Below are 16,187 nucleotides of genomic sequence, written 5' to 3'. Positions count from 1 at the left end.
CGCAAGGAAAAAGCACGGCAACCAAGATAGAGGTGCATCATGCCTGAAGTATTTGAATTTGCAGATCAAAAGACCGATAAGGCCATTATCAAGGTCATCGGCGTCGGCGGTGGCGGCGGCAACACCATCAACCAGATGGTCAACGGCGGCATCGAAGGCGTGGACTTCATCTGTGCCAACACCGATGCCCAGCATCTGGAGCGTTGCGATGCCGATGTGCTCGTACAGCTCGGCATGAACGTCACCCGCGGCCTGGGCGCCGGTGCGGATCCGGCCATCGGCCGTCAGGCCGCCGAAGAGGATCGCGACCGCATTCGTGAATCCATCGAAGGCGCGGATATGCTGTTCATTACCGCCGGCATGGGTGGCGGCACCGGCACCGGCGCGGCGCCGGTCGTGGCCGAGATCGCCCGCGAAATGGGCATTCTCACCCTGGCCGTCGTGACCAAGCCGTTCCCGTTCGAGCGCGGCCGTCGCATGGAAATCGCCAAGCAGGGCATTGAAGAGCTGGGTCGCTATGTCGATTCGCTGATCGTGATCCCGAACGAAAAGCTGCTCACCGCCCTGGGCAAGGCGACCACGCTCAAGAACGCCTTCCAGGCGGCCAACAACGTGCTGCACAACGCGGTGCAGGGCATTTCCGATCTGATTACCCGTCCGGGTGTGATCAACGTCGACTTTGCCGACGTGCGTCGCGTGATGTCGGTGCAGGGTATGGCCATGATGGGCCGTGCGACGGCCGTCGGCGACGACCGTGCCCGCGAAGCCGCAGAAGCCGCGCTGGCCTCGCCGCTGCTGGATGATCTGAGCCTGCACGGCGCCCAGGGCCTGCTGGTCAACGTCTCGGGCGACGAGAACCTGGGCATCCACGAGTTCCAGATCGTAAACGAAGTCATCGCCGATATGGGCGCGGACAACGCCGAAGTCATCGTCGGCATGGCCGAAGATCCGAGCATGGGCGACGAAATCTGCGTAACCGTCGTGGCTACGGGCCTGGGCCGTCAGGCCGAAGAGCGCGAAGCCATTCGTGCCGTCAAGCGTGATGCCGGCGGCCAGATGCGCTACGAGGATCTGGATCGTCCCACGGTGATCCGTAACCGTCCGCAGCAGTCCTCGCGCGAGAACGCCGCGGTCGATATGGATTACTTCGACGTGCCGGCGTTTCTGCGTAACCAGGCCGACTAAAGGCCATGGTTGCAGGGCGTCTGCCGGAGCCGGCCTGCGGGCCGGCGGTAGTCGAAAACATGCCGGTTGGCGGTAGCCGTGCGCTGCCAACCGGCATCCCTGTGTTAATCTAAGCGGCTTTGCGGACCGGGCTTTTTCGGGTTCCGGGCGCGAGCGGTAGCAGGACGCGGCGAGTTAAGGCGAAATTAAGCCACTGTGCATAAAGTATCTGACCGTCAGGTGACGGCTTTATGACATGGCAAGCCGAGCATGACAAACCGCCACAAGGATAAGAACTCGATGCTTAGACAACGCACCTTGAAGAACCCCATCCGGGCGACCGGCGTCGGCTTGCATACCGGCCAGAAGGTTTATATGACCCTGCGCCCGGCACAGGCGGATATGGGCATTGTGTTTCGTCGTACGGACTGCACTCCGGTCAAGGAGTTCCGTGGCGATGCGTTCAAGGTAGGTGATACGACGCTGGCGACCACGCTTGTCGACGACGGCGTGCGCGTTCAGACCGTGGAGCATCTGCTGTCGGCGATGGCGGGTCTGGGCATCGATAACGCGATCGTCGAGCTGTCTTCCGACGAGCTGCCGATCATGGATGGCAGCGCTGGGCCTTTCGTGTTCCTGATCCAGTCGGCCGGCATTCAGGAGCTGGATGCGCCAAAGAAGTTCATCCGTATCAAGCGTTCGGTTCAGGTCACCGACGGCGACAAATGGGCGCGCTTTGACCCGTTCGACGGCTTCAAGGTGAGCTTCTGTATCGACTTCGACCATCCGGCGTTCGATTCCGACACTCAGTCGGCGACCGTCGATTTCTCCACGACCTCGTTCGTTCGTGAAGTCAGCCGTGCGCGGACCTTCGGCTTCATGCGCGATATCGAATTCCTGCGCTCGAACAACCTCGCGCGCGGCGGCAGCATGGATAATGCCGTTGTTCTCGACGACTATCGCGTACTCAACGCCGACGGTCTTCGCTACGACAACGAATTCGTGCGCCACAAGATCCTCGACGCGATCGGCGACCTTTATCTGCTGGGCCATGGCCTGATCGGCAGCTATTCCGGCTACAAGTCGGGGCACGCGCTCAACAACAAGCTGCTGCGCGCGCTGCTGTCGGAAGAAAAAGCCTGGGAAGAGGTCACCTACGAGGATATCGAGGATTCCCCGATTTCCTATATCAACGCCCGCCCCGTCGCGGCTGCGTAGACAAGCGGGCTAGCCGTCGTCGCGGCGCCCGGCTTCGGCCAGGCGCGCGAGCGCGTCGGCGAGCTGTTTGTCGGCGATATAGGACGCGCTGCGGCGCAGATGCGCCCGTGCGGTATCGCTGATCGTGCGCACCGCCTCGGGTGGCGGCGCGGGCGTCAGGTCGGGGCGTACCTTGATTTCGACACCTTCGATATGCAGGCGCATGCGCTGTGCGAGTGCCTGTACGATCGCCGGCTGCATATAGCGTAGCCGGGTCGCCCACCCGGCGTGGGTGACGTGCAGGCGCAGACGATAGCCTTCATAGGCCGCGACGCGTACGTGCGGGCCTGCGGCTTCCGGCAGAATTTCCAGCAGCGACTGGCGCATGCGCTCGAGAAAACGCGCCCGTCCGATCAGATCGGCAATATCCGGGGTCGCTGTATGCAGCAGGGACTGGATTGATTGCGGTGTCGTCCCCATGCTCTTTCCAGGCCGACGCAAACGGATTGTCCAAAGCGTAGCAGCCGTATTCGGCTGTCGTCACTGAAAGGCAGACAAGGCCTGCGGTATCATGCCCGTTTTGCACCGCGCGCGATGTTCGCGGCGCTTCGATCGGGCCAGACGACGAGGGTTCATGAGCAATATTCTGACCAAGCTTCTCGGTAGCCGTAATCAGCGGGTGGTCAAGCGGTTGCACCGCATTGTCGGCGCCGTCAACGCCCTCGAGACCGAATACGAGGCACTCAGCGACGAGCAGCTGCAGGCCAAGACCGAAGAGTTCCGCGCGCGGCTCGAACAGGGCGCGAAGCTCGACGACCTCACCGCCGAGGCGTTCGCCACCGTGCGTGAAGCCGGCAAGCGCGTGCTCGGCATGCGGCATTTCGATGTCCAGCTCGTCGGCGGTCTGGTGCTGCATCAGGGCAAGATCGCCGAGATGAAGACCGGCGAAGGCAAGACGCTGGTCGCGACGCTGACCACGTATCTGAACGCGCTGCCCGCGCAGGGCGTTCACATCATCACGGTCAACGACTATCTGGCCAGCCGCGACGCCGAATGGATGGGCCGTCTGTATCGTTTTCTGGGCCTGACGGTGGGCGTGATCTATTCCGGCCAGGATCCGCAGGGCAAGCGTGCGGCCTATGCCTGCGATATCACCTACGGCACGAACAACGAGTTCGGCTTCGACTATCTGCGCGACAACATGGCGTTCTCGCCGGCCGATCGCGTTCAGCGTCCGCTGCATTACGCCATCATCGACGAAGTCGACTCCATTCTCATCGACGAGGCTCGTACGCCGCTGATCATCTCCGGGCCCACCGACGATGATCCCGAAACATCGATGCGCGTCGACCGTCTGGTCAAGCACCTCGACGAACAGGTTGAAGAAGACGGCCCCGGCGACTACTCGCCGGAAGAAAAGAACAAGCAGGTCTTTCTGACCGAAGACGGCCACCAGAAGGTGGAGGCGCTGATGCGCGAGGCGGGCCTGCTCGACGCAGAAGAAAGCCTCTACGACGCCAACAACGTCGCGCTCATGCACCACATGAACGCGGCCCTGCGCGCACACGTGCTCTATCAGCGCGATGTGGACTACATCATCGCCGACGGCCAGATCGTGATCGTGGACGAGTTCACCGGCCGTACCATGCCCGGGCGGCGCTGGTCGGACGGCCTGCATCAGGCCATCGAGGCCAAGGAAGGCGTCAAGATTCAGAAAGAGAATCAGACCCTGGCCTCGATCACCTTCCAGAACTTCTTCCGCCTCTACGACAAGCTCTCGGGCATGACCGGCACGGCCGACACCGAAGCCTTCGAGTTTCAGTCGATCTACGGTCTGGAAGTGGTGGTCATACCCACCAACAAGCCGCTGCTGCGCAAGGACCTGCCCGATCAGATCTTCATGACCGGCGCCGAGAAGTTCCAGGCCATTGCCGAGGAAGCCAAGCGTGCCAGCGAAGCCGGCCAGCCGGTGCTCATCGGTACCGCCTCGATCGAAGCCTCCGAGCTGTCCTCGCGGCTGCTGCGCCAGCTCGGCATCCGCCACGAGGTGCTCAACGCCAAGCAGCATGAGCGCGAGGCCGAGATCATTGCCCAGGCGGGGCGTCCCGGCGCGGTCACGATCGCCACCAACATGGCCGGGCGCGGTACCGATATCGTGCTGGGCGGCAATATCCAGGAAGCGCTGGAGGCCATGGAGGACGACCAGGCCGGCCGCCAGCGCCTGCAGGATGAATGGGCCAAGACCCACGAAGCCGTGCTCGAAGCCGGCGGCCTGTACGTGATCGGCTCGGAACGCCACGAATCACGACGCGTGGACAACCAGCTGCGCGGTCGTTCGGGTCGCCAGGGCGATCCGGGCGCGTCGCGGTTCTATCTGTCGCTCGAAGACAGCCTCATGCGTATCTTCACGCCGCCGCGGCTGCGCGCCATGCTGCAGAATCTCGGCCTGGAAAAAGGCGAGGCGATCGAGCACAAGTGGGTCACGCGGGCGATCGAGAACGCGCAGCGCAAGGTCGAATCCCACCATTTCGATATCCGCAAGCAGCTGCTCGAGTACGACAACGTCGCCAACGACCAGCGCCAGGTGGTCTACGAGCAGCGCAACGAGATCATGGACGCCGAAGATGTCGGCGATATCGTAGAGAATATCTGGGACGAGGTCGTCAACGACGTCATCAGCCAGCATATCCCGCCGCAGAGCCTGGAAGAGCAGTGGGATATTCCCGGCCTTGTGGAGGCGATCCAGCGCGATTTCGGCCAGGAACTGCCGATTCAGCAGTGGCTGGACGAAGAGAAGACGCTCGACGAGGAAGGCCTGCGCGAGCGTATTGCCGCGCAGTTGAAGCAGGCCTACGAGGACAAGCGTGAAGAGGCCGGCTCCGACGTGCTGGCCCAGATCGAAAAGGCCGTGCTGCTGCAGGTGCTGGACTCGCTCTGGCGCGAGCATCTGGCGTCCATGGACTACCTGCGCAAGGGCATCCACCTGCGCGGCTATGCCCAGAAGGATCCGAAGAACGAGTACAAGCGTGAAGCCTTCGAGATGTTCAACGACATGCTCACGCGGCTCAAGCACGAGACGGTGACGGTGCTGGCCCGCGGCCGGGTTCGTGCCGAGGCCACCGAGGAAGCCCGGGAAGAACGCCGCAAGCAGATGGAAAACCTCGACTTCCAGCATGCGGAAGCGGCCAGCGCGGCCGACCAGGCCGTGGCCGCGGCAGCTGCCGCCCAGCAGCAGCCCGATGGCCAGGCGCCGGACCCGGCCGAACAGGCCGCCCGCGCCAATCTGCCGGGTTCGGATGCGCCGGCTGCGCGCGAACCGGGCGACGGCGACCAGCGGCCAGAGACGTTCGTGCGCAACGAACGCAAGATCGGTCGCAACGAGCCCTGTCCCTGCGGCTCGGGCAAGAAGTTCAAGCACTGTCACGGACGAGACTGAAGCGATATGGCCGTTAATCTGAGTGCGCCGGCGCGCCTGCTGCCGGTCGCCGGCGCTGCGTGGGCCGTGGGTGAAGCCGCGATCAAGAAACCCGGCCGCAACGACATGGCCGTGCTCAAGCTGGCGGATACCGCCACCGTGGCCGGCGTGTTCACACAAAACGCCTTCGCCGCCGCGCCGGTACGCGTGGCACAGCGCCATCTGGCCGCAGGGCCGGTGCGCGCGCTGGTGATCAACAGCGGCAACGCCAATGCCGGCACTGGCCGACGCGGCGAAGCCGACGCCCTGGCGTGTTGCAAGAGCGTGGCCGATAGCCTGGCGCTGGGATTGGAGCAGGTGCTGCCGTTCTCGACCGGCGTGATCGGCCAGCATCTGCCGGTCGAGCGTATGCAGGCCTGTATCGCCGGTCTTGACGCCGGTCTGGACCCGGATCACTGGCTGGACGCGGCCCAGGCGATCATGACCACCGATACGGTCGCCAAGGGCGCGTCGCGCAGCGTGGATATCGGCGACGGCGCTACCGTGACCTTGACCGGTATCGCCAAGGGATCGGGCATGATCCGGCCGGATATGGCCACCATGCTTGCGTTTATCGCCACCGATGCCGCGATCGACGCGGAGGCGCTCGACACCGCCTTGCGTACGGCGATGACGCATTCCTTCAATGCCATATCGGTCGACGGCGATACCTCGACCAACGATGCCTGTATCGCCTGTGCCACCGGCGCGGGGGCAGAGCTTGCACCGAGCGCGCCCGGCTGGGGCGCCTTTATCGATGCGCTGACCGACCTGGCCCGCGAACTGGCGCAGGCCATCGTACGCGACGGCGAGGGCGCGACACGCTTCATCACGCTGGACATCAGCGGTGCCCGCGACGAGGCCGAGGCCAGGGCGGTGGCCTTTACGGTCGCCCATTCGCCGCTGGTCAAGACCGCCTGTTTTGCCGGCGACCCGAACTGGGGGCGCATCCTGGCCGCGGTCGGACGTGCGCCGGTGGCGGATTTCGCGATCGATCATGTCGCCATTGCGCTCGACGCGGTCGCGATCGTGGCCGACGGCGAGCCGCGAGACGACTATATGGAAAGCGATGCCGCCGCGGTCATGGCCCAAAGCGAGTACACCATTGCCATCGATCTCGGGCGCGGCGAAGCGTCGGCCCGTATCTGGACCTCCGATTTGTCCTACGAATACGTGCGTATCAACGCCGAATACCGCAGCTGAACCGTCATGCCATCAGATAAGCAGGTGCCGCTGGATATTGCGGTGGGTATTCTGGTTGATCAGGCCGGCCGCCTGTTGATTGCCCGGCGCCGGCCCGGCACGCCGGGCGAAGGACTTTGGGAGTTCCCCGGCGGCAAGCGCGAAAACGAAGAGCCGATGCGCGACTGCCTGGCTCGGGAACTGGCCGAGGAAGTCGGCGTAACCGACTGTCGGCTCGATACGCCGCTGATCCGGTTTATGCATACGAAGGGCGAACGCCCGGTGCGTCTGCATGTCTGGCGTATCGATCAGTGGCAGGGTGAGCCACGCGGCCTCGAAGGCCAGCAATTGGCCTGGGTCGAGCGACGTGCGCTGGCGGATTATCAACTGCTGCCGGCCACCGACGTGATTCTGTGCGCGTTCGACCTGCCGGACCGATATCCGATCACGCCGGCGCTGAGCGCGGCCGACCCGAATGCCTGGTGGGCGCGGCTCGAGACGCTGCTCGCGCAGCCGCAGACACGTCTGCTCCGTCTGCGCGACCAAGGGCTGGAGGATGGCGCCTATCAGGCGCTGGCAGCGAAGGTTGTTGACGCGGGCCACCGCCACGGCGTCGCCGTACTGGTCGATCGGTCGCTGGCCGTATGCGAGGCGGCGGGCGCAGACGGGCTGCACTGGTCGGTGGCGCGATTGCTCGAATCGGGGCGGCCCGCGCTGGCACCGGGCCAGCTATTGGCTGTATCTGCGCATACCGGCGCGGATCTCGTCGCGGCGGTCGAGCGTGGCGCCGATTTCGCGGTGCTATCGCCGGTCGCAGCGACGCCGACCCATCCGGGGGCACCGGCGCTGGGCTGGAAGGGCTGGTGCGCTGCCCGGGCCGACCATGCCTTGCCGGTTTATGCCTTGGGCGGCCTGGGAGAGGACGACCTGAGCGCGGCCCAGCAACGCAACGCCCAGGGCGTCGCAGCCATCCGGGCGTTCTGGAAGGCCACCGATTAGCGCCTGCTAACACCCAACGCCAATCGTCGTGCTGCCTTGTCAGAAATTGGCCCGGCAAGGCACGAGCCGAGATGCTTGGCGACCCAAAGGAACGACGCGCAACGCCGCACGGGGGATTTCCGGGCGCAACCCGTCGGCAAGCGGGCCGGGCGTAATGATTCGAGGCGCGCAGTCCGGCAGGCAATGCCGCGCGCTCATGTCGCAAAGCGTCACCACGCTCACCCGCGCATTCTGTTGCCCAAAAACGGGCCGCGGCGCGGCGATTTCGTTCGCGTTAACAGGGCCTGGATCCGCTGTCGGCTGGCGCATGGGGGCGCCGCTTGCGGCCACCGGAGTTTGAGATCCCTGCGAGCCGTGCCTTGCGAGGTTAGTGCGGCAGGCCCGAGTCGTCCGCGTCGTCGGGCAGCACGCCACCGGCCGAACCGGTAGGGTCCGGAATCCGGTTGCTTTCATCGAGCCAGTCGCCCAGGTCGATCAGCTTGCAGCGGCGCGAGCAGAACGGCCGATAGTCATTATCACGGCCGATGCGGGCCGGTTTGCCACATTGCGGGCATTCGATCGTTTTGGTCATTAGAAACGGCAGCAGGCCATACGGAATTCGACATTGGACGGGTACTGGCGCACGCGCAGCTTCTTGTCCTGCACTTCGACAAAGCGAATCGTGGCGCGGTGGCGCCCGGCGCTGATCTCAGGAAATACGCGGGCGTCGTCGATCAGCACGCGGATGAGCTGGGTGCTGGGGTCCATGTTGTGTACGAGTACGCCTTTCTTGGCCGTCTGCAACGCCGGGCTGGTACTTTCGCGTAACAGCCGCAGCAGCATGCCAATAGCCTGCTCGAACGGCTGGATATGCCCGGCCCAGGCTTTCAGGTCGCGGGCCTGGTCGGCGTTCTTCTGCGACAGCCAGTGCTGGAACGCGGGGAGGTCGAAGCCGCAATCGCCGCCGGCGATCGGGCTGCGGTTATTGAGGCTGTTGAGCAGTTCGTTGTCGCGCAGTTGGTAGGAGGCGAACTGCGGCGGCATGGTCTGCATGGCACGCCCGAGGCTATCGAGTTCGCCCAGCACCTGCTTGAGCGCGCGCTCGTCGACGTCGTCGCGGTCGCCCAGCTTTTCGAACGCGGCATAGCGGCTGCCGAGTTCCTTGCTGACCTCGGCGCGCGTGTCGTAGCGCGACATCACGTTGAGGATATCGATCAGGGCGTCCAGTGTCGCGCGACGGCCCCACGGGCTTTCGTCGGCTTCGTGATGGCGCAGGCGCGCAATCAGGTGTTCGAGACGCAGGAAGGTTCTTATGCGTTCGTTGAGCGGTTGCTCGTAACAGAACGCGCCGTTATCGGCCACAGACAACCCTCGATGGATGAATCAGGCGGTCAGTCTATGCGTCTGCACCGGCCAATCAAAGTATTCGCGCCTTGCTGTGTTCAGCCAGGCAGGTGCAGGGGCGGCAGGTCGGCTACTTCGCCGTGTGCCAGACGCAGGTAGCCGGCATGCAGCGCGGCCGCGAGATCGGCGATATCCTTGCGCGGGCCGGTATTGATGAGCACGTCGTCGGCAAGGGCCAGGCGCTCGGCGCGGCTGTCCTGGGCGGCGATCATGCGCCGTGCCAGATCTTCGTTGATGTCGTCGCGCGACATGAGCCGGTCCATCTGTACGACCTCCGGCGCATCGACCACCAGTACCCGGTCGACCAGATCGCGCATGCTCGACTTGGCCAGCAGCGGCACCACCAGCAGACAGTAGTCGGACTGGGCCGCGTCGCGGCGACGGGCGAGTTCTTCACGAATGCGGGGGTGGGTGATGCGCTCGAGCTCGGCGCGCTGCGCATCGTCGGCAAACACGATTTCGCGCAGGGCGCGGCGTCGGAGTCGGCCCTCGTCGTCGACGATATCCGCGCCGAAACGCTCGACGATCTCTTCCAGGGCCGGCTGGCCGGGTTCGACCACGTCGCGTGCGACGACGTCGGCATCGATGATGGTCACGCCCAGGCGCTCGAACGCGCTGGAAACCAAGGACTTACCGCTGGCGATGCCGCCGGTAAGGCCGACGACGAGACTACTCGGCATTTGCTAGTTCCTTTGCAGCCGGAATACAGCACGCCGGTGCATCGTCCTGGCGACGATGACCCAACCCTGAGCGGCTGTTGGCCGCTAGTTCAAACCGGCAAGGGATGAATACGCGGCGCCGATTGTATCGCCTGCAACGAGTGTCAGCCAGCCGGCCAGCGCCAGCCAGGGACCGAACGGCATGGGTTTACCGCGTTCGAGCAGCCCGGTCGCCATGAGCGTGCCGCCAACAATCGCGCCGGCAAGCGAAGACATCAGCAGTACCATCGGCAATGCCTGCCAGCCAAGCCAGGCGCCCAGGGCGGCGAGCAGCTTGAAGTCGCCGTAACCCATGCCCTCCTTGCCGGTGGCCAGACGAAAGGCGTGAAAAACCAGCCAGAGCACGAGATAGCCGCCGGCGGCACCGAGAATGGCGGTGGCCGGATCTATCAGCGCAAAATCTGCGTCGTGGCCCAGGCTGAGCAGCAGACCGAGCCAGAGCAGCGGCAGCACCAGCGTGTCGGGCAGCAGCTGGGTTTGCCAGTCGATCATTGCGGCCGCGATCAGCGTCCAGGTGAACACGAGCGCGAAACCGGTGAACGGCGTCATGCCGAATACCGCCAGAACCGCGATGGCCAGCGCGGCGCTGACGAGTTCCACCGCGGGATACTGCAACGAGATGGGGTGGCCACAGTTGGCGCATCGGCCGCGCAGCAGCACGAAGCTGAGTACGGGGATGTTGTGCCAGGGTTTGATTGGCGTGCCGCAATGCCCGCATGCGGAGCGCGGATGCGATAGCGAGACACGGCGGCTGGAAAATGTCGCGACCGGCTGGTTCAGTATTTCAGCTGCGCTGGCGCGCCATTCGGCCTGCATCATGCGCGGCAGCCGCAGAATGACGACGTTGAGAAAGCTGCCGACGATCAACCCGAACAGCGCCACGGCGATGTAGCAAAAGACCGGCTGTTCGGCGAATAGGGTCTGCATCGAGGTCAGTGCCGGTTCCTGCGAGGGTTCGTTGGCCGGGTGATCGTCAGACCACCGAGCCGAGCTTGAATATCGGCAGGTACATGGCGATCACGAGCCCACCCACCAGAACGCCGATGATCGCCATGATCATGGGTTCGAGCAGCGAGGACAAGGAATCCACCTGGTTGTCGACTTCGGCCTCGTAGAAATCCGCCACGCGCGAGCACATCGCATCGAGCGAGCCGGATTCTTCGCCAATCGCGACCATCTGCAACGCCATGCTCGGGAACAGCCCCGTATTGTTCATGGCCAGCTGCAGCTGTACGCCCGACGAGACCTGATCGCGCATCTGCAGAATGGCCTCTTCGAACACGATATTGCCCGACGCTCGGGCGACCGAGTCCATCGCTTCCACCAGCGGTACGCCGGCGGCAAACATGGTCGACAGGGTGCGGGCAAAACGTGCCACCGCGGCCTTGTAAAGAATATCGCCGATAATGGGCAGCTTGAGAGCCAGCCGGTCGTTCATGCGCCTGAACGATCGCGATCGTAATCGCGCCTGGAAAAAGGCATAGAACGCGGCCGCGATAATGGCGAGGATCAGCCACCACCAGGCCTGGACCGTTTCCGACAGACTGATGACCAGCAGGGTGAAGGCCGGCAGATCGGCACCGAAGCCCTGGAACAGCGACTGGAACTGCGGCACCACGAAGTAGAGCAGGATGCCCATGACGATGACCGCCACCACGATAACCGCGCTGGGGTAGAAAAGCGCCTTGCGCACCTTGGCCTTGATGGCTTCGGTTTTTTCCTTGTAGGTGGCGATCTTGTCGAGCAGCGACTCAAGCGCGCCGGATTTTTCACCGGCATCGACCAGGTTCACGAACAGATCGTCGAAGTATTTCGGATGACGGGAGAGCGCCTGGGCGAGCGGAATACCGTCTTCGATATCCGCGCGAATGGTATCCACCAGTTCGCCCAGCGACGGGTTGTCGGCGCCTTTGGCGATAATTTCCAGCGACTGCACCAGCGGTACACCAGCAGCGAGCATGGTCGCGAGCTGGCGCGCGAAAATGGCGATATCGCCGGCCTTGATCTTTTTCTTGCGCTTGCCGCCCAGCCCGAAAATGGTGGTCTGTTTGCGTACGCGGATCGGGTTGATGCCCTGTTTTCGCAGCGCGACCTTGACCATGGCCTCGTTGGGGCCATCGGTCTGGCCCTTGATACGTGCGCCGCTTCGATCGGTGCCGATCCAGAAGAAAGTCTGGTTTTCGCTCATCGTGCTTGCCATGTTGCCCCGTACCGCTAGCCGTGGGTGTTCGGCGTCCCCTGTGCCGCATAACGCTTTATCGGCGGCCGCTGCTATTAATTCATCCCCAGTTTGGCCAGACGGTAGCGTAACGCGCGAAACGTGATGCCCAGATGCTTGGCCGCTTTGGTCTTGTTGTAGTGACAGGTCTCCAGCGCATGCTGGATACGTTCGCGTTCGAGCGTCTCGAGCTGGGTTTCCAGATCGACGCTGGTATCCACGGCCGCTGCAGGCCGCGACGGTGCATTGGCCGCGCTCGCCAATGCTTGGCTCGCTGGCGGTTCGATATGCGCCTGGCCTTCCAGCAGCGGCGAGTTCAGGCGCAGGTAGCGGCGGTCGATGACCGCGTCTTCGCTCAAGGTAACGGCGCGCTCCAGAATATTCTCCAGCTCGCGTATGTTGCCGGGAAAGCTGTATTGCTCCAGCGCCTCGAGTGCGTCCGGCGCCAGCGTGGGTGAATGCCGCAGGCGCAGCTTTCTTGCCAGCGCGTCCAGAATGCGCCCGGCCAGCGCTGCGATATCGGCACGGCGCTCGCGCAGCGGCGGCACATGCACTTCGATAACGTTCAGCCGGTAGTAAAGGTCTTCGCGAAAACGACCGCGTGCCACTTCCGCGGCCAAGTCGCGATGGGTGGCACAAATCACGCGTACGTCGACGGCGGTTTCATCGTTCGCGCCGACCGGGCGAATGGCGCGTTCCTGAATCGCACGCAGCAGTTTGACCTGCATGGTCAACGGCAAATCGGCGACCTCGTCGAGAAACAGCGTGCCGCCATCGGCGCGCGCGAACAGCCCCGAGGTATCGCGCATGGCGCCGGTAAAGGCACCGCGGACGTAGCCGAAGAATTCGGATTCCATCAGTTCCGACGGAATCGCGCCGCAGTTCACCGGCACGAAGGCGCTGCCCATACGCGGGCCTTCGGCATGGATCATGCGCGCGACCAGCTCCTTGCCGGTGCCGGATTCGCCGGTGATATAGACCGGTGCCTGGCTGCGGGCGAGTTTGCCAATGGTTTCGCGCAGCCGCTGCATGGACGGGGTGTTGCCAATCAGCCGCGGTGAAGCATCCAGCGACGGATGCGGTGGCGCGTCGTTATCGAGGCCGGCGAGTTTGAGCGCCTGGGCCACGAGCGCGCGCAGGCCGGCCACGTCGATCGGCTTTGATACGAAATCGAATGCGCCGGCCTTGAGGCTGGCCACCGCACTGTCGGCACTGCCATAGGCGGTAATCACGGCCACTGGGCAATGCGGATGGTTTTCGCTGATAAAGCTCACCAGTTCCAGGCCGTCGCCGTCGGGCAAACGCATATCGGTCAGGCACAGATCGAAGCGTTCGTCGGCAAATGCCTGCCTGGCCTCGGCCAGGTCCGCCACCGCCAGTGTCTTGATGGACATGCGGGCCAGGGTGATCTCGACCAGCTCGCGGATATCGGCTTCGTCGTCGACGATCAGGGCATAGGGCACGGTATCAGTCGAAGTCATGAACGTTGCTTGGCATGGGCGAGGCAGTGGTGCGCGCGGGCGAGGTGCGAATGGGGGCGAATACGATACGAAAGCAGGCTCCGCCGGAATGTGCAACTGGCACGAGCTGCGCACCGTTGGCTTCGCACAGCTCGGCGGCGATATGCAGGCCCAGGCCGGTGCCATCGCGCGTGGTGGTAAAGAACGGTTCCAGAATTTGGTTGAAAATCGTTTCGTCGATGCCGGGGCCGTTGTCGCGGATATCCAGGCAGAAGCGATTGCTGCGGTTGCGTTCTCCGCTCAGATGAACCGTGAGCACCACCCCGTCGCGACGCGCATAGGCCTTGGCATTGTCCCAGAGATTGAATAGCACCTGACGCAGATGATCGGGGTCGAATTCGACCTGTAGCTCCGGGTCGATGGCTTCAACATCGAAATCCGGCGAATCGTCGTCGAACGTGAGGTAATCCTCGATCGCGTCGTCCAGCCAGTTCGACAGCGCCAGTGTACGCCGCGATGTCTGCGAGCGTCGCGACAGCCCGAGCACGCTGTTGATGATGCCGTCGATGCGGCGCGTATGGCGATGGATGATGTCGAGCATGCGGTTTTCGTCCGGGCCCAGCGAAGGCGACTCGGCCAGCAACTGGCCCGCGTGGCTGATCGCGCCCAGCGGGTTGCGGATTTCGTGGGCGATGCTGGCCGACAGGCGGCCGATGGATACCAGTTTGAGCTGCTGGGCCTGCTCGTTCTGGCGCAGCGCATCCTCCAGAAAGATGAGCGCACCTGCGCGGTCGTTGTCGCCCAGGATCGAAAATACCGGCAACAGCGCGTGAGAGCCTGCGCGAATGACTTCGCCGGCCGAGGTGTGCTGGGCCGACCAGCGCGATAGTGCGCTATCGAGCGCGGGCGATAATCGGGCCAGCGCGCGCGCGGCATGTGAGCGCTGTTCGAGCTCCAGAAGACGAATGGCGGCATCGTTGATCAGCTGCACGTGGCGTCGATCATCGACGACCACGACGCCGACTTCCATCTGTTGAATGATATGGCGGTTGAGCGCGGCCAGATCGCGCACCTCGCTGGCACGCTCCGCGGCCAGCGCCTCGCTTTCGCGCACGCGCAGCGCCAGCCAGTGCGCAACCCCGGCGGTGATGAAGAACACCCCGCCCAGAATGCCGGCCTGGACGAATTCCGCGTGGCCGCCCGGCAGCTGCAACGCGCGCCAGGCCTCCTGGCCGAGGATGCCGAGGGCTGCGCAGGCGGCCAGCAGCGCGGCCACCCGCCGCGGCAGTAACATGCCCGCAGCCGCCACTGGCGTGATCAAGAGCATGCCGAGCCCGCCGGATACCCCGCTGCCGGCAAGGGCGAGGGCAGTAAACACGACGATATCGACCGCGCAGGCCACCAGGACCTGTATCCGCAACGCCGGCTTGCGCAGCAGCGCCGCTACCAGGCCCAGCGCACACAGGGCGAGATATAGCAGCGAGGTAAGACGAAAGGCATCGGGCAGTTCCACATCGAACATGCCCTCGGCGGCGCCGAACAACAAAGCCCCGACCAGCCCGAAGCTGATCAGGCTGCGATACATGTTCAGCGTGGTGATTGCCCGCCAGTCTTCGGCATGGCGGATCAGGCCGCCGCCGGTGCGTATGCCCATTAACGGGGGTCGCGGTCGCGCGGCTGATGCGCGCTGCAGTGGGCGTCGTTACAGATTGGAGCGCCGTCTGCATCCTCGCTGGCAAGCGCCAGCGGCAGATGCACGCCGCAACGGCTGCAGCGCACCGTCTTTTCGAAGCGCGGCGGCGTGGAATCGCGGTCAGGTGCGCGACGCGGGCCAAGCAGCTGCCTGACCACAAGCCAGCCGAGGCCAAGTAATAGGAGGAGTCCGAGCAGACGTGCCATGGCGTGAAATCGACCGAGAAAAGCCGCGATTGATTGCGTTGCCATCATACGTTAGGAATGCGCATGCCGCCGAGTGGCTGCGCGCGGCTCGCATGCAAAGTTGTCGCGTCGAAGTTCAAGAGCGACAATGCGCAGCATCTCGACGAATTGATTCTGCAAAAAGGCGATGCCATGAACGTTCACGAATATCAGGCCAAGGAAATCTTTGCGCGCTACGGCGTGCCTGCCGGCGAAGGCAAGGTCGCAGCGTCCGCGGACGAGGCGGTCGAAGCAGCCAAATCGCTTGGCGGCGATAAATGGGTAGTCAAGGCCCAGGTGCATGCCGGCGGGCGCGGCAAGGCCGGCGGCGTGAAGATCTGTTCCAGCGTGGACGAGGTCAAGCAGGCCGCGGCCGACATGATCGGCGGCGAACTCAAGACCAAGCAGACCGGCGATGTTGGCCTGCCCATCAACTCGGTCTATGTCGAAAAGCCGGCGGATATCGAATCCGAGCTGTATCTGTCGGTGCTGGT

General features: G+C 64.0%; 15 protein-coding genes. 6 read left to right on the top strand and 9 right to left on the bottom strand.

The genetic code is table 11. The features are described 5' to 3' along the window. Positions 1 to 39: 39 nt before the first annotated feature. A complete protein-coding gene (gene ftsZ, locus ABNU97_RS08650) occupies positions 40 to 1,185 on the top strand; it encodes a cell division protein FtsZ (RefSeq protein WP_293628475.1) in 1,146 nt (381 codons plus the stop codon). 279 nt (positions 1,186 to 1,464) lie between these two features. After that, positions 1,465 to 2,382 (top strand): UDP-3-O-acyl-N-acetylglucosamine deacetylase, encoded by a 918-nt coding sequence (gene lpxC / locus ABNU97_RS08645; RefSeq protein ID WP_348766336.1) that lies wholly within the window; start codon positions 1,465 to 1,467, stop codon positions 2,380 to 2,382. A gap of 9 nt (positions 2,383 to 2,391) precedes the next feature. On the opposite strand, the gene ABNU97_RS08640 is transcribed toward lpxC, so the two are convergent. After that, entirely contained in the window at positions 2,392 to 2,841 is a 450-nt protein-coding gene (locus tag ABNU97_RS08640; RefSeq protein WP_348766335.1) for a DciA family protein, read from the bottom strand. A gap of 154 nt (positions 2,842 to 2,995) precedes the next feature. On the opposite strand from ABNU97_RS08640, the gene secA reads away from it, so the two are divergent. Genes secA through ABNU97_RS08625 form a run of 3 tightly spaced genes read left to right on the top strand, consistent with a single transcriptional unit; the run spans position 2,996 to position 7,996 of the window. Then, positions 2,996 to 5,797 carry a preprotein translocase subunit SecA gene (secA, locus tag ABNU97_RS08635; protein WP_348766334.1) on the top strand — a complete coding sequence of 934 codons (2,802 nt, stop codon included), beginning with the start codon at positions 2,996 to 2,998 and terminating at the stop codon, positions 5,795 to 5,797. A gap of 6 nt (positions 5,798 to 5,803) precedes the next feature. Continuing rightward, positions 5,804 to 7,018, top strand: coding sequence for a bifunctional glutamate N-acetyltransferase/amino-acid acetyltransferase ArgJ (gene argJ, locus ABNU97_RS08630; RefSeq protein ID WP_348766333.1), 1,215 nt, complete (start codon positions 5,804 to 5,806; stop codon positions 7,016 to 7,018). 6 nt (positions 7,019 to 7,024) lie between these two features. Further along, positions 7,025 to 7,996: a Nudix family hydrolase gene (locus tag ABNU97_RS08625; protein WP_348766332.1), complete on the top strand. Its 972-nt coding sequence runs from the start codon at positions 7,025 to 7,027 to the stop codon at positions 7,994 to 7,996. Between the two features lie 367 nt (positions 7,997 to 8,363). Here the strand turns inward: ABNU97_RS08625 and ABNU97_RS08620 are convergent, their stop codons facing one another. The 8 genes from ABNU97_RS08620 to ABNU97_RS08585 form a co-directional block, all read right to left on the bottom strand. Beyond that, positions 8,364 to 8,567 (bottom strand): DNA gyrase inhibitor YacG, encoded by a 204-nt coding sequence (locus ABNU97_RS08620; RefSeq protein WP_348766331.1) that lies wholly within the window; start codon positions 8,565 to 8,567, stop codon positions 8,364 to 8,366. Continuing rightward, the gene (zapD, locus tag ABNU97_RS08615; RefSeq protein WP_348766330.1) at positions 8,567 to 9,337 is read right to left on the bottom strand and encodes a cell division protein ZapD; all 771 of its coding nucleotides are present in this window, start codon (positions 9,335 to 9,337) and stop codon (positions 8,567 to 8,569) included. The genes ABNU97_RS08620 and zapD overlap by 1 nt, the downstream gene beginning before the upstream one ends. 80 nt (positions 9,338 to 9,417) lie before the next feature. Next, positions 9,418 to 10,059: a dephospho-CoA kinase gene (gene coaE, locus ABNU97_RS08610; protein WP_348766329.1), complete on the bottom strand. Its 642-nt coding sequence runs from the start codon at positions 10,057 to 10,059 to the stop codon at positions 9,418 to 9,420. Between the two features lie 84 nt (positions 10,060 to 10,143). After that, entirely contained in the window at positions 10,144 to 11,025 is an 882-nt protein-coding gene (locus tag ABNU97_RS08605) for an A24 family peptidase (protein ID WP_348766328.1), read from the bottom strand. 46 nt (positions 11,026 to 11,071) lie between these two features. Next, a complete protein-coding gene (locus tag ABNU97_RS08600) occupies positions 11,072 to 12,286 on the bottom strand; it encodes a type II secretion system F family protein (protein WP_348766327.1) in 1,215 nt (404 codons plus the stop codon). An 86-nt stretch (positions 12,287 to 12,372) separates the two neighbouring features. Next, the gene (locus ABNU97_RS08595) at positions 12,373 to 13,797 is read right to left on the bottom strand and encodes a sigma-54 dependent transcriptional regulator (RefSeq protein ID WP_348766326.1); all 1,425 of its coding nucleotides are present in this window, start codon (positions 13,795 to 13,797) and stop codon (positions 12,373 to 12,375) included. Next, positions 13,784 to 15,430, bottom strand: a complete 1,647-nt coding sequence (locus tag ABNU97_RS08590; RefSeq protein WP_348766325.1) for an ATP-binding protein — start codon at positions 15,428 to 15,430, stop codon at positions 13,784 to 13,786. The genes ABNU97_RS08595 and ABNU97_RS08590 overlap by 14 nt, the downstream gene beginning before the upstream one ends. Then, a complete protein-coding gene (locus tag ABNU97_RS08585; protein ID WP_348766324.1) occupies positions 15,430 to 15,675 on the bottom strand; it encodes a hypothetical protein in 246 nt (81 codons plus the stop codon). The genes ABNU97_RS08590 and ABNU97_RS08585 overlap by 1 nt, the downstream gene beginning before the upstream one ends. Positions 15,676 to 15,846: 171 nt before the next feature. On the opposite strand from ABNU97_RS08585, the gene ABNU97_RS08580 reads away from it, so the two are divergent. Next, positions 15,847 to 16,187 (top strand): ATP-grasp domain-containing protein (locus tag ABNU97_RS08580; protein WP_348766323.1); only part of this gene is annotated, 341 nt, incomplete at its 3' end.

It is taken from the genome of uncultured Salinisphaera sp. (assembly GCF_964012375.1).
GTDB lineage: Bacteria > Pseudomonadota > Gammaproteobacteria > Nevskiales > Salinisphaeraceae > Salinisphaera.
Note: the sequence above shows the minus strand (reverse complement) of the source record. Positions and strands in the feature narration are given on the sequence as shown.